Raw genomic sequence first — 23787 nt, 5'->3', positions numbered from 1 at the left:
AGTGCACCTTCCTTATCCGATTGTTAAAAAGATATTTATTGTCTCGACTGCTTCGTGTATTCAATCAACCAACAATCTCTTAGTTCTCCTTCATGTTGTTCGTGCTGTTCAAGGTATTTCTTCTTCACAAAGCCAATCTTCTCGTATACTCTAAGGGCTCTTTCATTCCAGGCTTGCGGGTCCATGACAATTTTATCCGCCTGTTTTGCTTCGACTAGATAATTGACTGTTTCTTTAATGAGTCGCGAACCAATTCCTTGATTCCATAAATCAGGCTCGCCAATGAACTGGTCCATCCCAAAGATTTGACCTTCGAATCCCACGTAGCCGTACACCTCTAATTCTTCATCATCTATAAGATAGAACTGGAGATAACCTATATCCCGCTCCTTGTATTGCACAATACACCGCGTAACTTCGGCTTGCTCGTCGTAAAAATGCTCCTTCACCAGCTCCAAATCATGCGGGCGATCACGACCTTCATAGAACTCCAGTACAACGGGATCTGAAAGCCATTTTACAAGTAATGCGGCATCGTTTAGCTCAAGTGTTCTCAGTCTGATCTCTTGCTTTTCAAAAATAATCATAACGCACCATACAGTTCATGAAGTGGTCTGTAGCTTGGATGTTCTTCTATTTCCGTTACGACAACACCTTGCTCGGAGTCAATCACACGGTAGGCCTTAGCTTCTTCTCTGGTCGACATCACTTTATATTCCTTATCTTTATAGATGATTGCACAATTGTTATCCACCGCGATTCCAGGCAAACCTCCACCTTTAACCATGCGTGTAAAATCTTCAACCCGAATATCCTCATTATAATGCGGACAATGAATGCCCGGCAGAATCCCCATGGCTTCAAGCTTGATATACTGCCATTCCCCCTGGTCGTCGAACGCTTCAGAGTCACTATGCCCATATTCAAACCAACAGATGGAACCTGCGCTAAGCCCGGCCAATACGGTTCCAGAGGAATAAGCTTCTTTCAAAAGCGTATCTACCCCTGTATTTTTCCAAATCTCCAGCATCTTTCGGGTATTGCCTCCACCCACATAAATCAAATCAGCAGCTGTAATTAAATCTGTAATCTCATCATGAGTGTAGGTTTGGCTCACAAGCAATAAGTGACTTGTTTCACATCCAAGAATATCACCATATACTTTGCTAAAAGTATCACAATATCCCGGCGCATCACTACTGGCTGTTGGAATAAATAACGCCTTCGGCTTAGCCTTTTGAGTCAGCTGCACAACTTTACGATCAATTTCCAGCGTTTCAAGCTCGATTAACTCTCCCCCGCCAATCACTACGATAGTGCCCATGATTTCCCCTTCTTTCACTAGGATTACATCCTATTGCTTACTCTTAGCTTACCGATGCTTGTAAAATATTCCTCTGCCAAAATGCTGTAGATCTCCAGATCCACCAGCCCTTTACCCGACCATACATGCGCCTGCCTTAACGTGCCTTCTTTCGTAAAGCCATTTTTCAAAAGCACCCGCTTCGATCGTTCATTAAAGGGCATAACCTCAGCTTGAATTCGATTGACTTCTGCAGTCTCAAATAAATATTTCACCACTAACTGAATGGCCTGAGCTGCAATCCCTTTTCCCCAATAAGGCTCCGCCAAAAAGTAACCGATCGTCACCATATCCACCTTTTGATTAAAATCCATAACTTCAATGATACCTAGCAGTATGTAAGGGTTATTTTTGAGGAAAATCCCCCATTTCACTCTTACCCCTTTGGTAAAATCACGTTCGAAATGACCGATCATATTCTTGACTGTATCTTTATTATGTTTCGGAATAATTCCACAGTACTCAAACACTTGATCATTGCTATATATCCCAAATACCTCATTAAGGTTGCTGACTTCAATCTTTTTCAGTAATAATTGCTCGGATTCCAAAGTAGGGAATTGCTCAAATACGTGACTAAGCTTCAATTTGTTCCCTCCATTACTTTTTGATGGCTTGGATTAAGGTTGCAGTTTGACTTTTTGTTTCCTTTATTATCCTTTCCTTTATTATCCCCGGACACTTCCCCTGTACTGCGCGGTTCTAAGCTCACGAATATAAGGCTCTGCAGCTGGCATATCTGCCTCAACGGCCTGTTGAACAGCTAACTCGATGTCATAAGGCACTCTTACAAATTGCGTATTCAAAGGAGCTGCTGACCCTCCCATGTATTCTCCCTCCATAATCACATAAGATGCCTGGGTTAGATCAAGCGGATTCCCCACACTGCCTACGTTAAATAAGGTCTTACCTTCTAGATGTTGAATAAAAGCATTATGAATATCCCCGTAACCTACGATATCCGCTTGTCGTTTTTCCTTGCAGAGATCAGAATAATCAAACAAAGATAATCGCTTTTCATAATCATCCCAAGGTTGAACGCGTTCATACAGGCTTCGTGGCGAAGCATGAAATAACCGTACAAATTTACCACTCATCATAAGCTCAATCGAAAACGGCAACGTGCTTAAATAAGCTAGGCGCTCTTGACCTAACAACCCGCGGCACCACCGGGCCATCTCAAAATCAACATCCTGATTCATTAAATCATCCCAGTTCCCCATAACACTGATTTCACAATTCTTTTTTATGATATCAATGGCTAGATCTGAGTTCGGTCCTTTTCCAACAATATCGCCTAAACAAAAGATTCTGCTGATTCCCCGCTGCCGGATGTCATCTAAAACGGCCGTAAGGGCCGGTATATTTCCATGAATGTCTGAGATTATTGCAATTTGCTCCACTGTAGAACCTCCGTATATATTGATCTTTAAAAAAGTTACTTATCCTAAAACTAATTGTACTGCATTCTCAATGTTGGCTGTTGCTGCTCATTTAGCGGCCGCTGCTCGTTTATAGGGCATTTTTGCCTTTCTTTTCGCTCATTCAGCGACTGTGGCTCGTTTGTAGGGCATTTTTGCTTCTCTTTTTGCTACTTTGGATGATTTCAGCCAAATCTGAGGCATTTATACCGTACATTTCACCATTCCAGCCACTTCAGCACATTTCAACGGCATTTATACCGTACATTTCACCATTTCAGCCACTTCAGCACATTTCAACGGCGTTTATACCATACATTTCACCATTTCAGCTACTTCAGCCCGTTTCAACGGCATTTATACCGTACATTTCATCATTTCAGCCACTTCAGCACATTTCAACGGCATTTATACCGTACATTTCATCATTTCAGCCACTTCAGCCCATTTCAACGGTATTTATACCGTACATTCCACCATTCCAGCCACTTCAGCACATTTCAACGGCATTTATACCGTACATTCCACCATTCCAGCCACTTCAGCACATTCCAACGGCGTTTATACCGTACATTTCACCATTCCAGCTACTTCAGCCCATTTCAACGGTATTTATACCGTATATTCCACCATTCCAGCTACTTCAGCCCATTTCAACGGTATTTATACCGTACATTCCACCATTCCAGCTACCTCGTTCTAGTCATACTTAATCTTTTGTAAACTTTATGGATTGTAAAATATCCTCTATCCTCTTCATATCTTCTTTATGTACTTCATCCACACTATAAGGGAACTGCACCATAAATGACATTTCCGGTGCCTCAATAACGTAATAGATAGCTTTTCCTTTACTCCCTTCCTCTTCGAATACTTCAGTTTCGTACTTTACGGACTCTAACCCGCCTAAACTAGCTTTACTTTTTGTCAGCTCCGCCCCGTTGTTGTAATTCGTTTGGGCATCCTCGAGCCATTTGTTGACAAGCTCCATGTCCTTAGGCTTAAATCCAAAGAGCATTACTCCCGGACCTTTAAGTCCCTCAGCAGGTTTATAATCAGTCGTAGAGACTATCAACCATAATGGCGCTCCATACTTCTCAGTTACAACCCAATCATCCGGATAGTTAAAGGTGATTCCAAAATTAGTATCCTCGTATTTAGTGGTATCCTTTGATTCATTACATCCGGTAATCATTACTATAATTAGTAGTATAGGCAGTAATTTCTTTAACATTCTTTAGCTCTCTCCCTCAATGTATGTATGTATATTATCTTTAATCCGGCTTCTAAATACAGATTCTATATTCCCTCTTACTTCCCTTCTTTGACCCTAAACCTAATTAAGCAAAAAAAGACCAGAATCACGTTTTCACATGTTCTGGCCTTACTTCTAAGCTGTGATATGGAGGAATCATAGTTCTGGCATTTCATTCACAATCTGTTCCAATGTAACCTCCTGGAGGACATTCTCCATCGCTTTTTGGGCGAGTGAGAACACAGGTACAATTGCACTGGCTATATTTTTGCCAACAGGACAATCTGGATTAGGATGCTCATGGACAGAAAACAACGAGTCCTCTTCCACCGCATTAACTGCCTTATAAATCTGCAGCAGCGTAATCTCGGATGCGCTACGTGTAAGCGAAGCGCCTGCGACTCCGGGGCGGGCATTCACCAGTCCTGCTTTTTGCAGCATACTCGTAAGCCGACGGATAACTACAGGGTTTGTGTTTACGCTACCAGCTATCCACTCCGACGTGCTTTTGCCTTCTTTATTGCTGTCAATCAACGTTAATATATGAATGGCTACCGCAAATCGGGTGCTAATATTCATGGAAATCTCTCCTTCTGCCTTGCTGCAAAACATCCTTCAGATGCAACTATAATAGTTACATTTCATGCATTTGTCAAACTTTTGAGGATATGAACAACTTATAATCTATCAATATCCTCCATATAGATTTGGATGGTGCATTTTAATGAAAAAAGATCGTTGGGACATATTTTTAATAATAATAGCTGTCTTTGAATTTATTAATATAACCTACAGTTTAATATTCGAACAATCCATAGAGTGGTTTTCTTTGATTATATTAATTCTCTTTGTTTCTTTAATTGTTAATTCTAATATAAGTAAAAACAAAAAAAATGATTAAATACAATTGCCAAATGGCACTCGTATCCTAAGTGTCTTTTCCTATCTTATCGAATTCCTTTAGGATCTCAGCCACCTGGGCAGCATATTTTTTACTCAGACGCGATTTGCCAAGATTACTCTTCACAATTTTAAGGATTCGGGCATCTCGGCTCTTTGCAAATCTCTCCAGCATAACAAAGCCTTCTTCAGGCTCATTCGCCACAAATACACTCAAGCTGTATTCAAGTCCCTTAGATAATACACGAAAATGCTCAGCGTCCTCATGTTGCGCTCCCCCACCATCTATACTCTCCATGATTCCGGCAGCCAACTGAAGACAATACAGCGTATTTTCTTTCTTTTTTAAAAGAGGAGGATGCGCTAATGCCGCTACAAAAGCCCGTTGTTCAAGCCTGTTCGCACCTTTCTCCCACATGTCAATCAGCTGCCTGAGCAGGGTGAAATCATCCTCCCCTATACTTTGCAGCGCCATAGCAGACGCTTCACGCACCCTCCATCGCGAATCATTCATAGCTGCCTTGATGATGTTTTGAATCAATACTTGCTGCTCTTCTCCAGCGTAACTGTAATAAGCACCCAACGCCCTAACTGCACAAAACGGCAGAAACTCACGGGGATCATTCACGCCAGCTTCAGCTTCAGTAATGTCAGTCCAAGAGACGAGCAGCTCCCAGCCTGTATCTGTTAGATTAGGATGAGCGAATTGTTTGGCAAAATGGTCTGAGAGCTCCAAATTCACTCGTGGTCCTGGGAGTTTACTCTCCTGCATCATCAAATCATTAAGCTGTACCCACAGCTCCTTATCGTTTACCCATTGCTGAAACGGCACTTCAATCATCTTTTGCTCAGCCATCTCTGGTCCCTCCGATAGTTATCTTCAGATTCGAACGATTCCTTGCATCGCATATGCGAGTTTCCTGTTCCATCAATATTTGATCAAATCTCCAGCATTAATCACTCATGGACATTTTACATCACATCAATGACTTATGCATATAACCGATGAGGGAATATTAACACCTTGGCAGAAAACTTCAAATCTAGATAAAGCGAAAACGTGCAAGACAAAAAGCAACTTATCTGTAGATAAGCCGCTTCTCTGTAACAAGTTCAATATCACCTAGGCTTAGATCGTTAAAAAGCATCCAATAGTTGCATGCAATCCTGGTGAAATTGGCATTGGTTTACCACTGAAACCTCCCCGGGAAATAAAGGGTTTTGCGCACATACGGCTAATTTATATTTCTCATCAATATGATACTGCTTAAAGTGATACAATCCGATTGTGTCATCGTTCTCCAATTGAATTCCGTTGTTTAAACGAAACGAAAACGAGTTCAATGGAAGAGATAATCCCTTCCCTATCGCTTTGATATAGCTTTCTTTAAGTGTCCAAAGGTCAAAGAACAGACTCATCCGGCCCATCTCTTCACATTCCGTCAATTGGACATATTCATCTTGCGAAAAAAAACGCTTAGCAATATTAAGATCGGCTTGCTGAATCTGCTCAATGTCAATACCGATTGGCAATTCATCCAATGCGCAAACCACCCATTCTCCTGAATGCGAAATATTAAACTCTACAGGACCCCCCCTTTTTTTTAGGGAGGGTTTTCCGTAGACATTTGTAACAAACTCGAGATCGCGGTTGTTCACTTTTAACCGTTTATTTAAGCTTACACGAACCAGCAATTCAGCAATAAGAGAATGCTGTAACGCTTCCACTCTTTTAAAGCGTTTAAGCCGCTCTCTCTTTTGTTGGGGGATGCGCCACATTAATGTTTCTAACGCAGGTTCAGATATTAGCTCAGCCACCTTCACCCCGAAAATCTCCATCGCTCATCGCTACTCCTTCAGCTCATAAGTACTTGCGGATCCTATTCATGAAAGGACAACACGTCATTCTCTATAAAAGCATCCTTCTCTACAATTTTCCGCTTATAATTCCTTACTTTTGCATCATCTTTCTCACCTTGAAGTGCAAAAAAACTATCCCGTGTTTCATCAGAAATTCCCCAGAATTTTTGCATCACCAAGGAAGTATGCATGTAACTTTCTTCACCATCTTTATAAATTCCAAAATCAAAAAGCTGTTCCTTCACCTGTTCATATAGCTGTGTGCCAACATAAGGAACATTAATATTTATCACATAATTATCAGCCTTTAAGGCTTTAAAAAAAGGTAACATCTCTATATAATCTTGGTCATTGAATCCAGGGCATCCCAGCAAAATATAGGCTGTCCGTTTGATTCCCGCCTCCGCTGCCATGCGGAAAGCTTCCTCGACTTCCGTCAATCTAATTCCTTTATTCACCACTTGCAGCATACTTTGATTGGCCATTTCTACACCAAATTTCAAATGCACGCACCCCGACTGCTTCATCTTATCAAGGATATTCTGTCTCACACAGATGTCCACGCGCGCCTCTGCCCACCAGTGAAACTCAGAGTACTCCTCTTTTAGTTCAATCAGCAATCTAAGCATTTCTGAAGTGCGTTTGCCTAAGCCCGGCAGAAAGATCATATCTGAGAAATAAAATCCAAATACATGCATATGTTCAATGCGGTAGCGGATTTCGCTAACAAAACGTTCGGGAGACATAAAGGAGACATTGCAGCCGCGCAGCGAGGGCTGATAACAGAATGTACAGCGTTTGGGGCACCCGCGCATAGACATAATGTAGTCCCAGTCTTCCGGCTTATTTTTCTGCGCTAAATATGAATCTGTCAATATCGGCAGATCGTTTAATTGCTGGGCCCATTTAACAGGCAGCGTTCCCCTTGCATTCTCCTCTACTACAGAAACCGCAAGATCCTCGCCTTCTCCAACAATGATCGTATCCAAATCAGCCGTATCCTTCAGCTTGGCATGTTTAAGCAAATGTCCATAACCAATACAGGTAACCTTATCTCCCCATCTCTTCTTTATCTCTTTTGCAAGGTATGCACAGGACTGAGTACTTCCAAGCTCGACAGTAGGCATCAGAACATCGCCAACACCAATAAACACATAATCAGGCTGAAAGCATTCTAGCTCATTTATGACCATATCAAAGCTTTCATGCCCCCGAGTACAGCGTTCCTGCATAAGCCAGCTGTTCATAGTCATACTGTACCGCTCTGTATAATCATGATCATCTGGAGCATTATCGCCATTAATTAACGTGACTGCATGACCCCTACGATGCAATATCTCCGCTATGTAATGCATAGCAGGACTGATCCTATTGTTTTTCGACTCAATAAGCCGGTAAAACGGGGGAATAACACAGGCTACTCTTTTACTCTGACGATCTGCCATTGATTTCGGCCTCCATTGTTAAATTTTAGTGAAACTGAGGTCTGAATCTGAGACGATGGAAGAACCGACTTTGGCAGCGGAACCGGGAAGTGTTCCAAATCTGGCACCCAAAAAACTGGCAGAGAATTGGGGCATCCAGCCATGCACATTAAAGCAGCCATTTCGGTCAAAACCGGCAATTAACATTCCCGAACGGTCGTATCTCCCTCTTGGAAGCCAAATCCAGTATTCCGAATCCGGGGTATTACCTGTCAAAAATCTCACTCTAGCCACGAAAAGAAGATACCTTTCCAAACTAAAGTTAAGATCCCCGCTGTCTTCCACCAAGTGTGCAACCTCTAGCCCTGTGTGTTTCATTAATGAAGGCGACAGCGCAGCCGATGTGCGAATCCAGCAATCTTCCTGCTCCGTTGCGGCTGTCACAAGTGGATCTTTTAAGGCCCAGCTTGAAATTCTTGTAAGCTCACCAATCTGTTCCCGTGTAATTCCCTTGGGAAAGCACAAAATAATTTCTCCATTTTCTCTCGATGAACGAATCTCTTCGCTTGTAAAAGGACAAGGCGATAGTTCGAATTTTCTGCCAATGATCTGATCTACCCCCATCCCACGATACCAGGATTCAAGCTCCAGACGCAGCATTTCGGGATCATCCGGTGAATGCTCAAGGTTTGCGGTAAACCGTTTGAGATCCGTCCGCTGAAGCACATTTGCGTTTAGCATATTATCTATAAGCTTTAACATTTGGTTCTTAGAGTTCTCCATTTCAATAAACCTCCTATACTTCTAAATCTTGTAGTATTCATTAATTTTTCTGCCTGCTGCAGTTAGCCAGCGATTGGACCGCAATGATGATATGTCTAATGTTTGTGCGGAATTCCCGGCTATTTCTTCACTGATTAGGAGTCCGGCGGCCGGGCTGTGCATAAAACCATGTCCGCTGAATCCTGACGCATGGTAAAACCCCTGGATTTTGTTATCAGCGCCCAGCACCGGATGGGAGTCCAGCGTGTCATCATAATACCCTCCCCAGCAGGATTTGATGGTTGCTTCCTGGAGACGAGGCAGTCGACGAAGAGCAGCTTCCAGATGTTTATATTCCCATTCCGGGTCTGAGTAGTTGTAATCCGGATCTTCGCATACCCCTGCAACAAAGGGCTTATTCAAGCCCGTTAACAGACCGCCTGTCTCCTTATGTAAGCCTAGACCTTCCCCGGGGAACACAATAACGGGAAAATCGGCGGGCAGCCATGGGAGCACATCTGTAACCAACAACTGCTGATGGCAGGGGATTACCGGCAACTCAATTCCGGCTTTAGCAGCCACAAATTTGGACCAGGGGCCTGTAGCATTTACAACAACTCGCGAAGTTATCGCTCCTTCTGACGTTACCACTTGCTGTATCGCGGAACCGTCAGTAATAAAGTCCGTTACAGCGACTCCAGGATAATATTTGACACCCAGCTCTCTGGAGAGCCGAATATACGCGTTTGTAATCTTATTGGGGTCGATCAATCCATCCTGCTTATTGTAAGTTGCACCGGCTACATCCTCGAGAACCAGCATCGGCAGCTTCTTTTGAATCTGCTTAGGCTCCATCCATTCCGTTTGCACACCCAACCTTTGCTGCAAAAGCATCGCATCATAAAACTCGGAAAGATTATCTTGTGCCGTGAAAATAAACATATATCCGCACTGGTCCATTTCATCCTGAACAAGGTTATACGAATCAAGCTGCTCCAGCAATCGAAAACTTAACTTGGACAATTCAATATTTATCTCCGTTGTAAACTGACTTCGCATCCCGCCTGCGCAGATAGATGTGGTTGCTCCGCCTAAACTTCCGCTTTTCTCAAGTACTACCACATCGGTTATCCCTTTTTTGGCTAAATAGTAGGCTGTACATGCCCCGACTGCTCCAGATCCAATAATAACAACTTCACATTTATCGGGTATCACCGAGAATTCTCCTTTTCTTCTATTTTGCTGATTACAGTACTAAACTCTTTCAAAAGCGCTGACAGAAGCGCGCGCTCTTGCTCATCGATACTCTCCACTGTGCGTGCAGCGATCCGCAACAGGTTAAGGTCAGGCTCAAGATGATATTTCACCAAAATGTTTCTGAGAATAAGAGTGGTTTCGTATATATCCTCATAGCCTTTCATAATGAAATCAGAAAGGTTATATCCACATTGAGACAAATATCCAAGCCTGTTAACCATGCATTTTTTGTGCTCCCAGAGTAAATGAAACGGACGAACACAATAGAAAATTTCGTTACGCGCCAACCTATCTAAATAGTCTAGCAGCGCCCCATACACCTTCATCCCCCAATACGAACCTCCATCTGTTTCCGGGCAGGTTACCATGGTTTTCGGCTGGCGTGAATAGTAATAATCCCCTAGGCTTGCGATCAGTGTAGTTGGCTCAAAATGCATCTTATCAGCTTCATTTAGCCGGACAGAGCGAATCGAATGCCGCTCGAATGCATGAGCGCGCAGCGATGATATGATCTGATCGGCGGGAAGTTCATGAAACTCGAAGATTTTATCGTAATCCGAGCCAGCAATACTAAATGTATGACTAAGATCATCATAGCCGTAAATCATAAAATTCCTTTCGAAATGAACCTTATTAAAATAGTGCTTACCTTCTATATAAAATTCATCCAAGCTTACTTCGACATACTCCTTCTCGGCAAGACAATCCAAGATCTGTTTTACAGCAACACGTTCAGGACCAAGCCTGATCTCTTTAAAATTCAGATAGGGGAAATGCCCCAAAGATTGCTCGGGTGACAGAAATTCAAGATCCATCACATCCATATTCGCTCCAAGATATAAATGAATATAATGGTTATGCAGCCAATCCATCTTACTAGAGCAGACTTCCACTACACTGAGCAGATGAGAACTGTTCATGCTGCTGTTCACCATAGGGTACTTGATCGGCAGGTTAGGCATCTGTGGCACATCCTTCACCATTTTTACTCCAGAGATATGCCGTTAAATCTCCAACCGTAGGAAAATGTCCTGCTACCAAAAGGTAAGGATCAAAGTCCAATTGCAACGCCCGCTCAACTTCAACAATAAATTTGATGTAAGTAAGCGAATCCATTTCCAGATCTGTGAACGCACTTTCGGGCTCCAAGGAAATATCACACTTTACAAATAGGCGCAGCAATACCTCCACCCGCTGTTGTATTTGGTCCATCATATCCTCCCTGTCCATCATTTATCTCTGGCCTAATGTTCCTTCGCCTACTTGCAAAATTTCTTCCAATGACATTCCTAATTGAGATAACACTGATTTCGTCAGCTGTCCTTGGGCTGCAGCTGAGGACGGTTCAGACAGCATGTCCGCCATTCTTGCAATCGTAAATTCGCCTAGGTACAACTCCATAATGGTTATGTTTGTATTGAATCTTTTGTTGACAATACTAACTAGCTTTAGAGCTAATAACGAATGGCCGCCCAGATCAAAAAAATTCTCGGAAACGCCGATCGCACGGCCCTCCAAACTCAACAACTCTTGCCAGATAGATTCTATCTCTGCCTGAAACTCATTTTTAGGAAGTAGAGCGCTGCTCACTTCTTTAAATCTCACATCAGGCAGCGGAAGCGCCTGGCGATCAACCTTGCCATTTCGATTTAACGGAAATCTCTCAAGTTTCATAAAGATGCCAGGAATCATATAGGCCGGCAAATACGCTCTCGCATAGTTTCGCAGCTCCGCAGCAGCAATCTCTTCATCGCTCACATAATAGGCAATCATAAGCTGCCCCCCGTTATTCTGCTTCAGCGGATGGACAAGAATCTCTTTGATCCGGTTGTAACGGCGAAATACGGCCTCGATTTCACCCAGTTCTATCCGCGCACCGTTGAGCTTGATTTGTTGATCTGTTCTTCCCCCATAAATAATCGTGCCGTCTTCGAGGAATTTGCCCATGTCTCCTGTGCGGTACAGACGTTCAGCAGCAGGATGTCTGGAGTAAGGATTGGGTACAAAACTGCGGTTAGTCAGCTCTTCATTTCCGATGTATCCTAGGCCCACTCCTATTCCGCCAATACATATTTCTCCGTAAACCCCAACGGGAACCGGCAGAAGATACTTATCCAGAATGTAAATTCGGAGATTGGAAATCGGTTTGCCGATCGGAACACTTGAATGGCCTCGGCCTTCCGCACAGTCCCAGCAGGTTACATCAATGGCTGCCTCAGCGGGCCCGTACAAGTTGAACAAACGCGCAGCGGATTTAGAGAAAAAAGAATCACGTAATGTGGTACTCAGCTCTTCTCCACTGCAAATGACATTTTTAAGTGAAATGCAGTTTTCTATTGGAACGGAGTCCATAAACTGCTGCAGTATGGCCGGAACAAAATGAATGGTCGTAATATGCCTTTCGACAATCACATTCCCAATATATTCGGGATCATGCGGTTTATCCGGTCGGGCTAATACCAATTCCGCTCCATGCAGTAATGGCCACAGCAGCTCCCATACTGCCACATCAAAAGTGAGCGGTGTCTTCTGCAGCACTTTATCGGTCTCATCCAAACCAAACTGCCGCTGCATCCAAAGAAGCCGGTTGTATAATCCCTCATAGCTGTTCATCGCGCCCTTCGGGGTTCCGGTTGAACCGGAAGTATAGATAACATAGGCTAAATCGCTGGGCTCGGCCGGCTCATTGTGCACAATTTCACACCTTAAGTCAGCTGAATAAGAGCTAATCCCGACGAGGACCACCTTATGCATCGGTTTAAACAGAGCCGCATATTGTTCCTGGGTGATGATCAGTGCACACGACGACTCACAAATCATATGGGCCAGACGTTTGGAGGGCAGCTGTGGATCAAGCGGCATAAATGCCCCGCCGCATTTAATTACCGCCAGAATTGAGGTGACTAGCTCAACAGATCTCTCCAAGCCCAATCCAACAAGGCTGCCACGCCCGATCCCCAATTGCATCAGCCTCGAAGCAAGCATATCTGAGGCCAGATCAAGCTCCTCATAACTCATGTTGTCTTCTTCGCTCAAAAATACAGCCCGCAGATGACTATGCTTCTCAGCTTGTTTTTTGATCTGGCTTATGAACCTTCGGCTGTCCAGACAGCCGAAATCGGTACAAGTATCATTCCATTCGTAGATCACTTTATTGATTTCTTCCGCGGTCAAAAACATGTGGCTGCTAACCGTAGCCTCCGGTCGCTGCAGCAGCTGCTGGAGAATGTTAATGTAGTGGTAATGGAATTGCCTCAATGAGGCCGCGTACCATTTATCATTGTTGTATTCGTAAAATAATTGCACTCCGCTTCCGGTATCATTAAGCCCAATCGTCAGGTCAAAGGCCGAAGAGCTTTTATCTGCCTTTAACGCTTCAACAGTTAGGTTGGATAACTCCAAATCCGTTTTGCCGCTCTGCACATAAGTAAACATCGTTTGAAACAGCGGATTTTCCCCTGGCCTGCGATCTGGATGCATAATACTGACCAGCTTGTCGAAAGAGACTTGTTGATAGGCAATGCCCTCATTAATTGTTTCTTTCTCTTTATTCAAAACTTCAAAGAAGCTGTCTTCAGTCTGCACATTGGTGGTGAGTGGCAACGTATTGGCAAAAAAACCGATAAGATTCCTTACTTCAATGCGGTTACGGTTAGCCATGGTTGAGCCGATAATCAGGTTAGACTGACCGGTGTATCTAAACATCAGGACCCGGTAGGCTGCCAGCATAACGTTATAGACCGTGAATTCGGGGTGACGTTTTATAAAATCCAGCATTTCATTATAGGCATCCTGCGGCAACTCTCCCCCATAATTGCACTCCGAATCGGTTGGTCCAGCAGCTTCAGGCATTGCCGCAAGATTTAAATCAAGCCGCGTATCTGCCGAAGCTAACTTGTTGCTCCAATAATCCATTAGTGTTGAATTGCCGGCATTTGCAATATATTTTTGTTCCCAGACCGCATAAGCAGAATACTGTACCGGCAATTCAGGCAAGCGTGCCACCCTGCCTTCTTCCAAAGCGTTGTAGATCTCCCTGAATTCATTTGTAAAAATATCCAGAGACAACGCATCTGAAATGCTGTGATGGAAACGAAATATCAGTAAATGCTCGGTTGGGCTCATCTGCACCAGTACCGCCTCAAATAAAGAGCCTCCATTTAATTCGAACGGTTTATTAATCTCCATTACCAACCAATCCAGCGCCTGTTTCTCCATCTCTGACTCAAGACAATCCAGACGCTCAATCCTGACCGTTGCGGGCTGTGGAACCGTCTTTTGGTAAGGTTCCCCGTCTTTTTCGTAAAATACAGTGTCTAAAATTCGATGCCTTTCCTTCAAGATACCCAGACATTCAGTCAAGTGTTTATAATTCAGACAACCCTTCAAGCGGTATTGTATCGTCATATTGTAAGCGGAGCTGGTAGGGTTCAATTGATGCAAAAACCATAATCTGCGCTGAGCACCGCTCAGCGGAATATCAGTTAAATCGGAATCAGCACGGATAGGAGGGAGACTTCTATGCATTCGCTCGGCCTGCAGCAGCGCTTCCCAATTTGATAAACCTCGAGTCATACTTCATCCTCCCGATTCTTGGAATTAAAAATCATGCATCAGGAAATTGCCTTATCATTGAGCAACACTTTAAGACAGTTAATAATCGTCAGGGGAGACTCAAAGGTCTCCGGAGTGAGACAGTTGTCTGGAATCTGAACCCGGAAGACCTCCTCCAAATCGTACAGAAGATATAAAGCCCGAAACGAATTAACTCCCCATTCGCTTAAAGTTCTGTTCAAATCAGCAGCCTGTAGCGTCTCTTTCTGTTCTACTGTGGGTAAGGCTCCATTTTTGCGGATTAGTTCCATCACTGTCGCTTGGATATATTCCTCATCTCTGTTCATAACGGTCAAATCCCCTCGTTTCCCGTATTATTTTTCGATTAAGAAATTGCCGACCGCCAGCGCATCCATAGCGGAGGTATAGAAGGTTTTGATGGCGTCGTATGGAGTCTCACACACCGGTTCTCCTCGTGTGTTAAGCGATGTGTTCATTATCAGCGGAATTCCAGACAACTTATAATGCTCGGCAATAAGCTGATGCCAGACCGGATTCACCTCGCTTCGGACCGTTTGCGGTCTAGTGGATCCATCTACATGCACGATGGCAGGAACAGCTTGCCTTCTCTCTTCTTTGACTGTGTAGGCTTTCAGCATATACGGCGAATACTGCGCCTCCTCCACCAACCAATCCGAATGTTCATCCATAATACTTGGCGCCAGAGGTCTCCAGGATTCTCTGAATTTGATTTTTTGATTGACTTTTACATATGAATCATAACTTGCAGGACTGGCTGTTATGGAACGATTGCCCAATGCCCTTGGCCCCATCTCGGCTGCGCCTTGGAACCAGCCAATGACTTTACCTCTATCAATCAGTTCTGCCGTCTGCCGGCAAATATCGGATGAATAGTTATACTTCAAACCAAGCTTTTTTAACACCTCCGATATATGGTTGTCATCATAGGAAATTCCCCAGTAAGGAGTCTTCAGTCTGCCCTTTACAGGGAGAACGGAACGTTCTTTAGAGGCAATCATGGCAGCTCCGATACAGCCCCCAGCATCATTGGTTGCCGGTAATACGAAGATTTCATCGAACATTCCGAGGCGTTCCAGCCTTCCATTCGTCGTACAATTGAGAGCAACACCTCCGCCTATCACCAAATTTTTACTGTTGCCTTGCCGGATGGTCTGCTGGCAAAGATGCACAATAGTGTCTTCCAGCGCCTGCTGCGCCGATGCGGCAATATCTTTGTGCTTCTTGCTGTATTCGACCGTATAATTGAGCCCGCCATACAGTGTATTATTGCTATAGATACGTTTTGGAGGATCACCGAATTTACGGTACATTTCCTTCATCCATATTCGGGTCAGCTTGTTATACTTATCCTCCAAACCAAGCGAACTATCAGGTTCTCCGATAGGAATCTCGTACCCGTCTTCCGTCAACCGTACAGAAAAGTCATAGACTGACTCTCCATAAGAGGCTAATCCCATCAGCTTTCCTTCTCCCGATGCTCCAAGCTGTAAATAATCACTGACTATGGAATAAAAAAATCCAAGCGATTGTGAAATTCCGTATTCTTGCTTAACCTCAATATGCTCATTCTTCCCATAGGCTACTGTGGTTGAAATATCGTCTCCTTGTCCGTCCATGACCAAAATCACCGCATCATCGAACCCGGATAAATAGTAGGCACTTGCCGCATGGCATAAATGGTGGCTGACCGAAATGATAGTGGGCATTTTTTTGCCTGATAATACCGGGTGCTTCTTGAATTTCTCCAATATCCCCAATTCTTCCGCTTTTTGCGGGTCCCATGATAAAGCAATCAGATCGATATCTTCAAAAGCAACGCCCGCTTGTGACAGACAATTGAGGAGCGACAAAACCGGGGGCTCTCCGTAAGCATGTTTTTTTCGGCAAAAACGCTCCTCCTCAGCATAGGCCACCAAAACGCCATCATGAACCAAACATGCCGCTGAATCATGTCCTAGCCCACCGCTTAAACCAAGAATTAACACGTATACTCCCCCTCTAAGTTTTGTTGATATTGATTGAGAAGCTGATTTACAATTCGACCTGTTTTGGAATTCTTGATTTCCGCGATGTTCTCTGGTGTGCTTTCACCCAAGACTTGTCCCCCCTCCAGGCCTCCCTCCGGCCCCATGTCAATAATCCAGTCCGCCATGACTAAGACATCGGTATTATGTTCTATCACAACGACAGAATTACCCGAGTCGACCAACTGCCCAAGCATATCAATCAGCTTAATCACATCATGCGGATGCAGGCCTGTTGTTGGTTCATCAAGCAAGTACAAGGTGTGGTGTCTACTGCTTTTGGAGAGCTCTCTGGCCAACTTTACCCGTTGTGCCTCCCCGCCGGACAAAGTGGTTGCCGGCTGGCCCAGAATTAAATAATCCAGCCCAATACGGCACATCACATCCAGCTTGTTATATACGGATGGTTCATCCGCGAACAGTTTCATCCCTTCTTTTACAGAGCAAGCCAATACATCTGAAATGCTATGGTTTTTATACTTTACATCCAGAATCTCCGGCTTAAATCGTTTGGTCCGGCATACAGGACATGGGGTCTCAACCGACGGTAGGAATTGCAAATTCACTTGCACAAGCCCGGCTCCCTGACAGCGTTCGCATCGGCCGCCGGGTACGTTGCAAGAAAAGTGTTTGGCCTGGAGATTACGCATTTTCGCTTCAGGCAGCGCAGCAAAAATATTCCTTATCGCCGTGTACACATCTGTGTAAGTTGCCGCGTTTGATCTTGCAGTCTGACCGATAGGGGATTGATCAAAGCTAATGACCTTATGCACATTCTCCCAGCCCTTAACATCTGCATAGGCATCAGTCTCGGTGCTTTGGGTAAAATGAAGCTGTGCGGATCGAGCCAGGACGTCGAACATAAGAGTCGATTTCCCCGACCCTGATACCCCGGTCAGCACAACGAGCTTGCCCAACGGGATATTCACACTTACCTCCTTAAGGTTATGGCGATTGGCGTTTGTAATCTCAATGCATTTCCCGTTTCCTCTGCGGCGCTGTTCAGGAAGAACCACTGTATCTTCACCAGCGAAATACTGCCCGGTCCATGATCTGCTGCACTGAATCAGCTGCTGCACGGAGCCAGCCGCAACCACTTCTCCCCCTTGCTTGCCCGCACCCGGTCCGATGTCAATAATGTAATCGGCCGCACGCATAACATCCGGGTCATGCTCGATAACTAGAACCGTATTTCCAAGATCACGCAACTGCCGGAGCACCCGGAGCAGGCCTTCGGTATCTATCGGGTGAAGGCCAATTGTCGGTTCATCGAGAATATACAAAACTCCTGTTAAGCTAGCTCCGATTAATGAGACGAGCTTAAGCCTCTGCATTTCTCCCAGAGATAAAGAAACGGTGGATCGGTCCAAGCTTAAGTAGCCGACACCCACTTCAATCAAGCGAGCCAGCTTTTTTTCCATTTCGGAAACGATGTTCATAAGCGGATCCTGACTTCCCTCTAGCTGTTGAGCGGACACTTTACGCAACCAGCCAAGCAAATGGAAGAGCGGCATTGCAGATGCTTCGGTGATACTTTTCCCGGCTAGCGTAACCGCTCGACTGTCTGTGTTCAGCTTCGTACCGTGACAATCCGCACACTCTTGCAGATGAAAGAATTTTTCAATCTTCTCTCGATAGTCCGATTCGTGTCCGCGTTCCTTGTATCTGCGTTCCAGGTTGGTCAGAATTCCCTCGAACCTTCCCTCTGCAGCATAAGTTGGAGGGGTCTTCTCAGGAAAATGCCTGATAAATCGCTGGCTGTATACACCGAAATACAGCAGATCCCGTTCGACCGTGCCCAAATCTCTCAAGGGTTTATCAGAATCAAACACAAATCCGTAATAGTTACCGGCTGCAACCAAATTATCGGCCATTAACTGTGCTCCATGAGGATTGCTCCCCTTAAGTGCACACTGCTTCAAGCTGAGGCTGTCATTGAAAATTTCTTGTAAATTCGGTTTTCGTTCAACCCCCAAGCCCATACAAACCGGACATGCGCCTTCAGGTTTATTGAAAGAGAAATGGGACATGGTCAATGCTCTAAGCTCATGGCTGCACTCTGGGCACACGGCTTTGCCCTCATCGGAATAGGACATAGGAAGATCTTTAATCTCTGTTTCGATCGACTCATAGTTTTCCTGCCAGATGTCAGCACTACTTGGACCCTTGACTTGGCTTCCGCAATTAGGGCAAGGTCTTTCTCCGCTTTTGGTAAACAATATACGAAGCAAGGTGTACAATTCCGTTGTAGTTCCAACGGTTGACCGGGGATTTCGGTTAGTGTGGCGCTGGTCAATACAGATGGAAGGCGACAACCCTTCAATAGAATCAACCTTAGGTTTGTGGATAAAATCACTTATCATACCGAGCGAATCCATGTATTGCCTCTGACATTCCTGCTGCAAGGTATTCATGGCAAGCGTTGATTTGCCGGAACCAGACAATCCAGTTAACACCACTAGTTTGTTTCGGGGGATAGACAGAGATATATTTTTCAGATTGTTTTCTCTCGCACCTTGAATTTTAATCCAGTCATTCAATGTGATCGGCTCCTTCATGAGACATCGTCATATGCTGCCGTATGAATGTTATCCATTCGGTCTTCGCTTCAGAAATGTTCATCAGCTCACTGAAGCATGATTCATGGTTAAAAGCTACTAACAGATTTCCTTGCATCTTTGATGCTGGTTTTCGTTTTTTGCCGCTCCATATTTCTCCTTCAAAAAAACAATAGCTATCTTCATCAGTTATACAAACCCCGCCTTGAGACTGGTGGCTTTGATTTAACCAGACATACACCAACACTGTAAGGGAAGCAGGATCGGCGGTACCGTGACGTATTACTTGGTCCGCAGTCATCAGTCGGTCATGTTCCCGAAATATGGATTTCTTCTTCAATAAATCCACATATTCAAAAAAATGCTGTCTCGTATTATAGTCGCTCAGGAACTGACGAATAAGCGGACTATTCATAGATGCGAGAACATAAGCCTGCGGTTTTGTTACTAATAGTGTCTGATAAGCATATTTGGCGTACGTATATACAGAATCCGGCAGATTGCAGCTATATCTCAGCATCGTTTGACGCAGCAACCGATGAAGTTGCAGCGGGTCGGCGCATTCTTTTAAACTGGGCATTGGGCATTCATCCATATATCTAATTCCCGTTGTTAGCGGACGCGAGAATTTAAATACAATACCATCCTTGAACCAGTTATTTAACTGCTCCACCATCCGGTCTGATAAATTCGAACTTCCGGCAGCAGACCAATACTCCCTCTCATTGAACAGCTTGCTGATTTCGGTCTGATAATAGTAAGTACCTGCATTTAATTTAACAATCCGATCTGTGAAAAACAGATATGCCTCTCCAGTGATGGAGACGAGCAAACAATCGTAATTAACTAAACGGAGCTGGACGATATCCGAAGCCGCCAAGCCGCATAATCGGAGCACCGCAAAATAAAATGACATAAGCGGCGTACAATTAGCGGTTAGTGGAAAGTGATCTTCAGCCAAGGTCAACAATTCATCATAACTAAACGTTGGAGCAGTAAATTTGCTTGACCAGCTGCTGTTACGATCAGGCCGCTCAATCTGGAAATTGATATTTTCACTTGCAAAATGATATAAGGACTCCAGCGTCCCTAGAGCGGTTGGCTGAAACAGCAATGCTGCCAGATCAGCTACGCGCAAAGACAGCATATTGGATAGAATGGCCGCACATTCCAATTCAGAGTGCACTTCCCGGGAACGTATATTTCGTGGAATTGCCCGAGCGTATAAATTCGCCGGCAGAGGATCGTTGCTGTTTCTAACAATCTCCAATTCCGCTTCATTGGTCCACCAGAAGAGATCAGTCATGGAATAAGTATCGTAATAAATTAGATCGGCTTCGGCCGAACCAAACGGTAGCCAGCTTTTCTCGATCGTTACAACCTTCCATTCTTTTTTGTCTTCAACATAGCGCATAGTATAAATATGCTCATCCTTTAGCTGGTCAAACTCTTCATAAGTAAAGGTCAAAGTACAGGCAGCAACAATTTCAGCAAGACTTATTCTGACATTTCGTACGTTAAATTCTATGCAAGTCGGAACTGTTTTTTGTAAATACCCATGGAACCATGCCCGCTGTGATTCAGCTTCCATTTCATCTTCGAAATACTGGGTCTCCAGCCAAAGTTCAATATCTCCTGTTGTTAAAGCGCGATGAAGACAGTCGAGCAATGTAACGGAAATGGCGGATGTATCCAATGTCTTTTCCACACTCTTCACCTCACCTTGCTGACATTTCGGATTGCAGCATATTCTCCAGATACAGTTCGAATTTTTCAGGCTGGGCCTCCGTTATAAATTCCTGCGCGGCAGCTTTAGAGGCTGCAGAAATGGATTCGTAGAGTGTCCTGTCCGTCAGCAGCCGTTGCAAAGTCTCCACCCATATGGCAGTATCCTGTTCGGGAATAACCGGCATTGTATATCCTGTTGCTTCATCCTTGTAAGTTTCCGTAATCGGCGTCACCGGAAGATTATAGTCAACCTTGCATTTCGATTGCATGAGGCCGCCTTGGTCGCTTGCAATAACAGGAATACCTCTTAGCATCGCTTCAATTACTGTCTGCCCAAAAGCTTCAGCGCAGATGGAAGGATGAAGCCACACTCGTACCTGTTCAAAAATCAAATTCATCTCGCGTTCCGGTTCAAGCAGTGTCACATTAGGCAGAGCACGTAAAGCGGATTGTTCCTCCTGCTTCAAATCGCCCCATGTAATTATCGCAGCAAAAGGATAGTCCGGAAAAGCTTGAGCCAGCTTCAGAAAAATGGATAAACCCTTTATCTCTGTAGGGTTGCATATCGCGATGTATCCTCTGTTGAAATTATGAAAGGTTGGAAAAATACCATCCCCATAAATTGGGAAACGTAGCGAAACAGCATTGGTATAACTACCCCATTCGGTGATATTATGAGCTACGAAATCACTGTCACCAATAAAGCCGGAGACCTGGGCAAGCTCCTGTCGGAGCAGCGGATTTTCGATCCAGCTATGCGGCCCAAAAGGGAGAGTGATCACATCATGACAAATCACAACCAATTTTGATGCGCTTCCAGCCACGAGCTTTATTCCCGCAGCAACCATGGTGTGGTAAGCCATATTCACAAGAACCACGTCCGGCTTGCCTTTTTTCATCAAATCCCCTGCTGTTCTGTATAACAGCATAACACTCGTGGTGAAATGGCATTCTACACCATTTACTGTACCCTGAAGACTATGCGCGGAACGAATAATATCGTTTACCCCATGCTCCTGCAGCTGTTCCTCCACCTGTAACAGAGAATCTTCCTGGTCTACCAGATGGACTACTCTACATTGATGTCCCCTGGCAGCCAGGGATTCGAATACTGCACGGTTAGCCTTGACGGCCCCTTGATAATAGGCAAAATAAGCACCTTCAGAAAGAAACAAAAGATTCATCGTCAGCTGCTCACCCTTTCCGACTGTCCCTCAATATATGCCGTCAATTTTCCGGTATCATTTAATAGTTCCAGTGCCAGGTCATCATCTTCAATGACGATTCCAAGCTGCTGTTCAATCTTAACGATAATCTGCAAAGCAATCAGTGAATCCATATGGAACGCTTCAAGTAAATCCGCTTGCGCATCCAGTTCCTCCATTGTAACCTCCTTGCTCAAGACCTCTGAAAAAATAGCGGCCAGCTTACCCAGAATCTCCTTGTTCTGCATGCTTTTATCTCCTCTCAGAAAACCTTTGGTTGCCGCTCTGCCGTATCTTGTACCAGCTGCTGCAGCATGTTCAAGCTCTTGGTCCGGGCAGAAGGATCAGGAAACGAAAGGGCTTCAACGGCAAATTGATCGCAATACCCGCATACCGCACAATCCAGCGACCGGCAATCGACTTCTTTGAAAAAATCAATAAAACCTTGCAGCTTAGAATTGTCAAGATAAACATCCAATAAGGTCAGGGCACGGATGCTCTGGCGGCTCTGCTGCGTTTGCCGGGAAAAAACCGCCTTTTCTCGTGTAACCGCACCGGCGGCTCTGCGATGGTTGGTGTGAACGATGTTCAAAATATCAGCCAAGTTCCCCGGATACTGCCTATCATGATAGGCTTTCGCCGCCTGCAACAGCCAGGCAGTAGATTTTGACCGGTCTGTCAGCTTAAAACGGTGTATGCCTATCTTCTCATATTCCGCCAAATCCTCAGGCCTGATCCAGCGCGCCTTCATGATATTCCCTGGATCATTAAATTTCTCGTAAGTGCATTTGACGGAGCAATAATCCATAAAGCTTTGGTTATCCGTTCCACGGTTGGATGAGCCATGGCTCATTACATTGTCATGATAGACCTGCATTGGACATTCATAGAGACAGGTCTGATTGACAATGACCTGGATTTCACATTCAACGCTGTTCTGTATACGTTCAAGCAGCCTGAAATCTCTGGCTATATTTTCTCTCACTGTGATCTCTTTGACGCCCATTGAATCAAAGTATTTTGCCCGTTCCACACTTTCGACCACCGCAAAGGAGGACAAGCTCACTTTGATCTCAGGATGTCTTCTCCTGCAAATATCCACAAGCAGCTGATTGGCTAAGGTGATCCAGTCTACACCTATTTCAGCAGCCCAATCCATTTGATCTACAATTTGTCGGTAGCCTTCATCCTCATATTCCCTGTTGCCGAGACAGGAACTGTTCATCAAATAGTTAAACTCTTTGTTGTACATATGGGCCCGCTTAACCGCTTGTTCAATATCGCTCCGCGTACTTATCGGCATTGCCGCAGCCGATCTTCCGCTTCCACAGCCCTCCTTAGAAGAACCACCGAAGAAGCAGCTGATATATTCGTATCCGCCCAGCTCGTCAATAAGCTGGATATCGCCGTTATATGGAACAGATATCTTCATAA

The 23787-nt window shown here is 44.6% G+C and carries 20 protein-coding genes and 1 pseudogene; all 21 read right to left on the bottom strand.

Going from position 1 to position 23787, the window contains the following annotated elements; all coding sequences use genetic code 11:
- Positions 1-35 precede the first annotated feature (35 nt).
- The gene (locus MHH46_RS11775; protein ID WP_076183268.1) at positions 36-587 is read right to left on the bottom strand and encodes a GNAT family N-acetyltransferase; all 552 of its coding nucleotides are present in this window, start codon (positions 585-587) and stop codon (positions 36-38) included.
- A complete protein-coding gene (locus MHH46_RS11770; protein ID WP_081387708.1) occupies positions 584-1342 on the bottom strand; it encodes a peptidase E in 759 nt (252 codons plus the stop codon). Before MHH46_RS11770 ends, MHH46_RS11775 begins: the two co-directional genes overlap by 4 nt.
- A 5-nt stretch (positions 1343-1347) precedes the next feature.
- Positions 1348-1950, bottom strand: a complete 603-nt coding sequence (locus tag MHH46_RS11765; RefSeq protein WP_076189803.1) for a GNAT family N-acetyltransferase — start codon at positions 1948-1950, stop codon at positions 1348-1350.
- An 81-nt stretch (positions 1951-2031) separates the two neighbouring features.
- The gene (locus tag MHH46_RS11760; protein WP_076189802.1) at positions 2032-2766 is read right to left on the bottom strand and encodes a metallophosphoesterase; all 735 of its coding nucleotides are present in this window, start codon (positions 2764-2766) and stop codon (positions 2032-2034) included.
- 727 nt (positions 2767-3493) lie between these two features.
- On the bottom strand, positions 3494-4018 hold the full coding sequence (locus MHH46_RS11755; protein ID WP_076189801.1) for a hypothetical protein: 525 nt from the start codon (positions 4016-4018) through the stop codon (positions 3494-3496).
- A gap of 177 nt (positions 4019-4195) precedes the next feature.
- Positions 4196-4618 (bottom strand): Rrf2 family transcriptional regulator, encoded by a 423-nt coding sequence (locus MHH46_RS11750; protein ID WP_076100677.1) that lies wholly within the window; start codon positions 4616-4618, stop codon positions 4196-4198.
- Between the two features lie 349 nt (positions 4619-4967).
- Entirely contained in the window at positions 4968-5795 is an 828-nt protein-coding gene (locus MHH46_RS11745) for a HEAT repeat domain-containing protein (protein WP_076183259.1), read from the bottom strand.
- Positions 5796-6172: 377 nt separating this feature from the next.
- Positions 6173-6763, bottom strand: a pseudogene (locus MHH46_RS11740) (4'-phosphopantetheinyl transferase family protein); the annotation flags it as partial.
- Between the two features lie 56 nt (positions 6764-6819).
- On the bottom strand, positions 6820-8244 hold the full coding sequence (locus MHH46_RS11735; protein WP_076189800.1) for a radical SAM protein: 1425 nt from the start codon (positions 8242-8244) through the stop codon (positions 6820-6822).
- Positions 8245-8262: 18 nt separating this feature from the next.
- Positions 8263-9006 carry a hypothetical protein gene (locus tag MHH46_RS11730; RefSeq protein ID WP_036685943.1) on the bottom strand — a complete coding sequence of 248 codons (744 nt, stop codon included), beginning with the start codon at positions 9004-9006 and terminating at the stop codon, positions 8263-8265.
- A gap of 21 nt (positions 9007-9027) precedes the next feature.
- Positions 9028-10200 carry an FAD-binding oxidoreductase gene (locus MHH46_RS11725; RefSeq protein WP_076129943.1) on the bottom strand — a complete coding sequence of 391 codons (1173 nt, stop codon included), beginning with the start codon at positions 10198-10200 and terminating at the stop codon, positions 9028-9030.
- A complete protein-coding gene (locus MHH46_RS11720; protein ID WP_076189799.1) occupies positions 10197-11204 on the bottom strand; it encodes a hypothetical protein in 1008 nt (335 codons plus the stop codon). The genes MHH46_RS11725 and MHH46_RS11720 overlap by 4 nt, the downstream gene beginning before the upstream one ends.
- Positions 11197-11454, bottom strand: coding sequence for an acyl carrier protein (locus tag MHH46_RS11715; RefSeq protein ID WP_076129941.1), 258 nt, complete (start codon positions 11452-11454; stop codon positions 11197-11199). The genes MHH46_RS11720 and MHH46_RS11715 overlap by 8 nt, the downstream gene beginning before the upstream one ends.
- Positions 11455-11475: 21 nt before the next feature.
- The gene (locus MHH46_RS11710) at positions 11476-14817 is read right to left on the bottom strand and encodes a non-ribosomal peptide synthetase (protein WP_076189798.1); all 3342 of its coding nucleotides are present in this window, start codon (positions 14815-14817) and stop codon (positions 11476-11478) included.
- Between the two features lie 38 nt (positions 14818-14855).
- The gene (locus tag MHH46_RS11705; protein WP_076129939.1) at positions 14856-15143 is read right to left on the bottom strand and encodes a hypothetical protein; all 288 of its coding nucleotides are present in this window, start codon (positions 15141-15143) and stop codon (positions 14856-14858) included.
- A 27-nt stretch (positions 15144-15170) separates the two neighbouring features.
- Complete coding sequence (locus MHH46_RS11700) at positions 15171-16823, bottom strand: carbamoyltransferase C-terminal domain-containing protein (RefSeq protein ID WP_076129938.1); 1653 nt, start codon at positions 16821-16823, stop codon at positions 15171-15173.
- Positions 16817-19402, bottom strand: a complete 2586-nt coding sequence (gene uvrA / locus MHH46_RS11695; RefSeq protein WP_076189797.1) for an excinuclease ABC subunit UvrA — start codon at positions 19400-19402, stop codon at positions 16817-16819. The genes MHH46_RS11700 and uvrA overlap by 7 nt, the downstream gene beginning before the upstream one ends.
- Positions 19395-21128, bottom strand: a complete 1734-nt coding sequence (locus tag MHH46_RS11690) for a hypothetical protein (RefSeq protein WP_139329832.1) — start codon at positions 21126-21128, stop codon at positions 19395-19397. The genes uvrA and MHH46_RS11690 overlap by 8 nt, the downstream gene beginning before the upstream one ends.
- A gap of 10 nt (positions 21129-21138) precedes the next feature.
- Complete coding sequence (locus MHH46_RS11685) at positions 21139-22332, bottom strand: glycosyltransferase (protein WP_076189796.1); 1194 nt, start codon at positions 22330-22332, stop codon at positions 21139-21141.
- A gap of 2 nt (positions 22333-22334) precedes the next feature.
- Positions 22335-22601: an acyl carrier protein gene (locus MHH46_RS11680; RefSeq protein ID WP_036685924.1), complete on the bottom strand. Its 267-nt coding sequence runs from the start codon at positions 22599-22601 to the stop codon at positions 22335-22337.
- A gap of 14 nt (positions 22602-22615) precedes the next feature.
- Positions 22616-23785 carry a peptidase U32 family protein gene (locus tag MHH46_RS11675; protein ID WP_076129934.1) on the bottom strand — a complete coding sequence of 390 codons (1170 nt, stop codon included), beginning with the start codon at positions 23783-23785 and terminating at the stop codon, positions 22616-22618.
- Positions 23786-23787: the final 2 nt, after the last annotated feature.

It is taken from the genome of Paenibacillus sp. FSL H8-0175 (genome assembly GCF_045040615.1).
GTDB lineage: Bacteria > Bacillota > Bacilli > Paenibacillales > Paenibacillaceae > Paenibacillus_AQ > Paenibacillus_AQ odorifer.
Note: the sequence above shows the minus strand (reverse complement) of the source record. Positions and strands in the feature narration are given on the sequence as shown.

Excerpts from the sequence above, each read along its gene's own strand:
- MHH46_RS11775 (WP_076183268.1), bottom strand. The coding sequence starts at position 587 with ATGATTATTTTTGAAAAGCAAGAGATCAGACTGAGAACACTTGAGCTA.
- MHH46_RS11755 (WP_076189801.1), bottom strand. The coding sequence starts at position 4,018 with ATGTTAAAGAAATTACTGCCTATACTACTAATTATAGTAATGATTACC.
- MHH46_RS11750 (WP_076100677.1), bottom strand. The coding sequence starts at position 4,618 with ATGAATATTAGCACCCGATTTGCGGTAGCCATTCATATATTAACGTTG.
- MHH46_RS11745 (WP_076183259.1), bottom strand. The coding sequence starts at position 5,795 with ATGGCTGAGCAAAAGATGATTGAAGTGCCGTTTCAGCAATGGGTAAAC.
- MHH46_RS11735 (WP_076189800.1), bottom strand. The coding sequence starts at position 8,244 with ATGGCAGATCGTCAGAGTAAAAGAGTAGCCTGTGTTATTCCCCCGTTT.
- MHH46_RS11730 (WP_036685943.1), bottom strand. The coding sequence starts at position 9,006 with ATGGAGAACTCTAAGAACCAAATGTTAAAGCTTATAGATAATATGCTA.
- MHH46_RS11720 (WP_076189799.1), bottom strand. The coding sequence starts at position 11,204 with ATGCCTAACCTGCCGATCAAGTACCCTATGGTGAACAGCAGCATGAAC.
- MHH46_RS11715 (WP_076129941.1), bottom strand. The coding sequence starts at position 11,454 with ATGGACCAAATACAACAGCGGGTGGAGGTATTGCTGCGCCTATTTGTA.
- MHH46_RS11710 (WP_076189798.1), bottom strand. The coding sequence starts at position 14,817 with ATGACTCGAGGTTTATCAAATTGGGAAGCGCTGCTGCAGGCCGAGCGA.
- MHH46_RS11705 (WP_076129939.1), bottom strand. The coding sequence starts at position 15,143 with ATGAACAGAGATGAGGAATATATCCAAGCGACAGTGATGGAACTAATC.
- MHH46_RS11685 (WP_076189796.1), bottom strand. The coding sequence starts at position 22,332 with ATGAATCTTTTGTTTCTTTCTGAAGGTGCTTATTTTGCCTATTATCAA.
- MHH46_RS11680 (WP_036685924.1), bottom strand. The coding sequence starts at position 22,601 with ATGCAGAACAAGGAGATTCTGGGTAAGCTGGCCGCTATTTTTTCAGAG.
- MHH46_RS11675 (WP_076129934.1), bottom strand. The coding sequence starts at position 23,785 with ATGAAGATATCTGTTCCATATAACGGCGATATCCAGCTTATTGACGAG.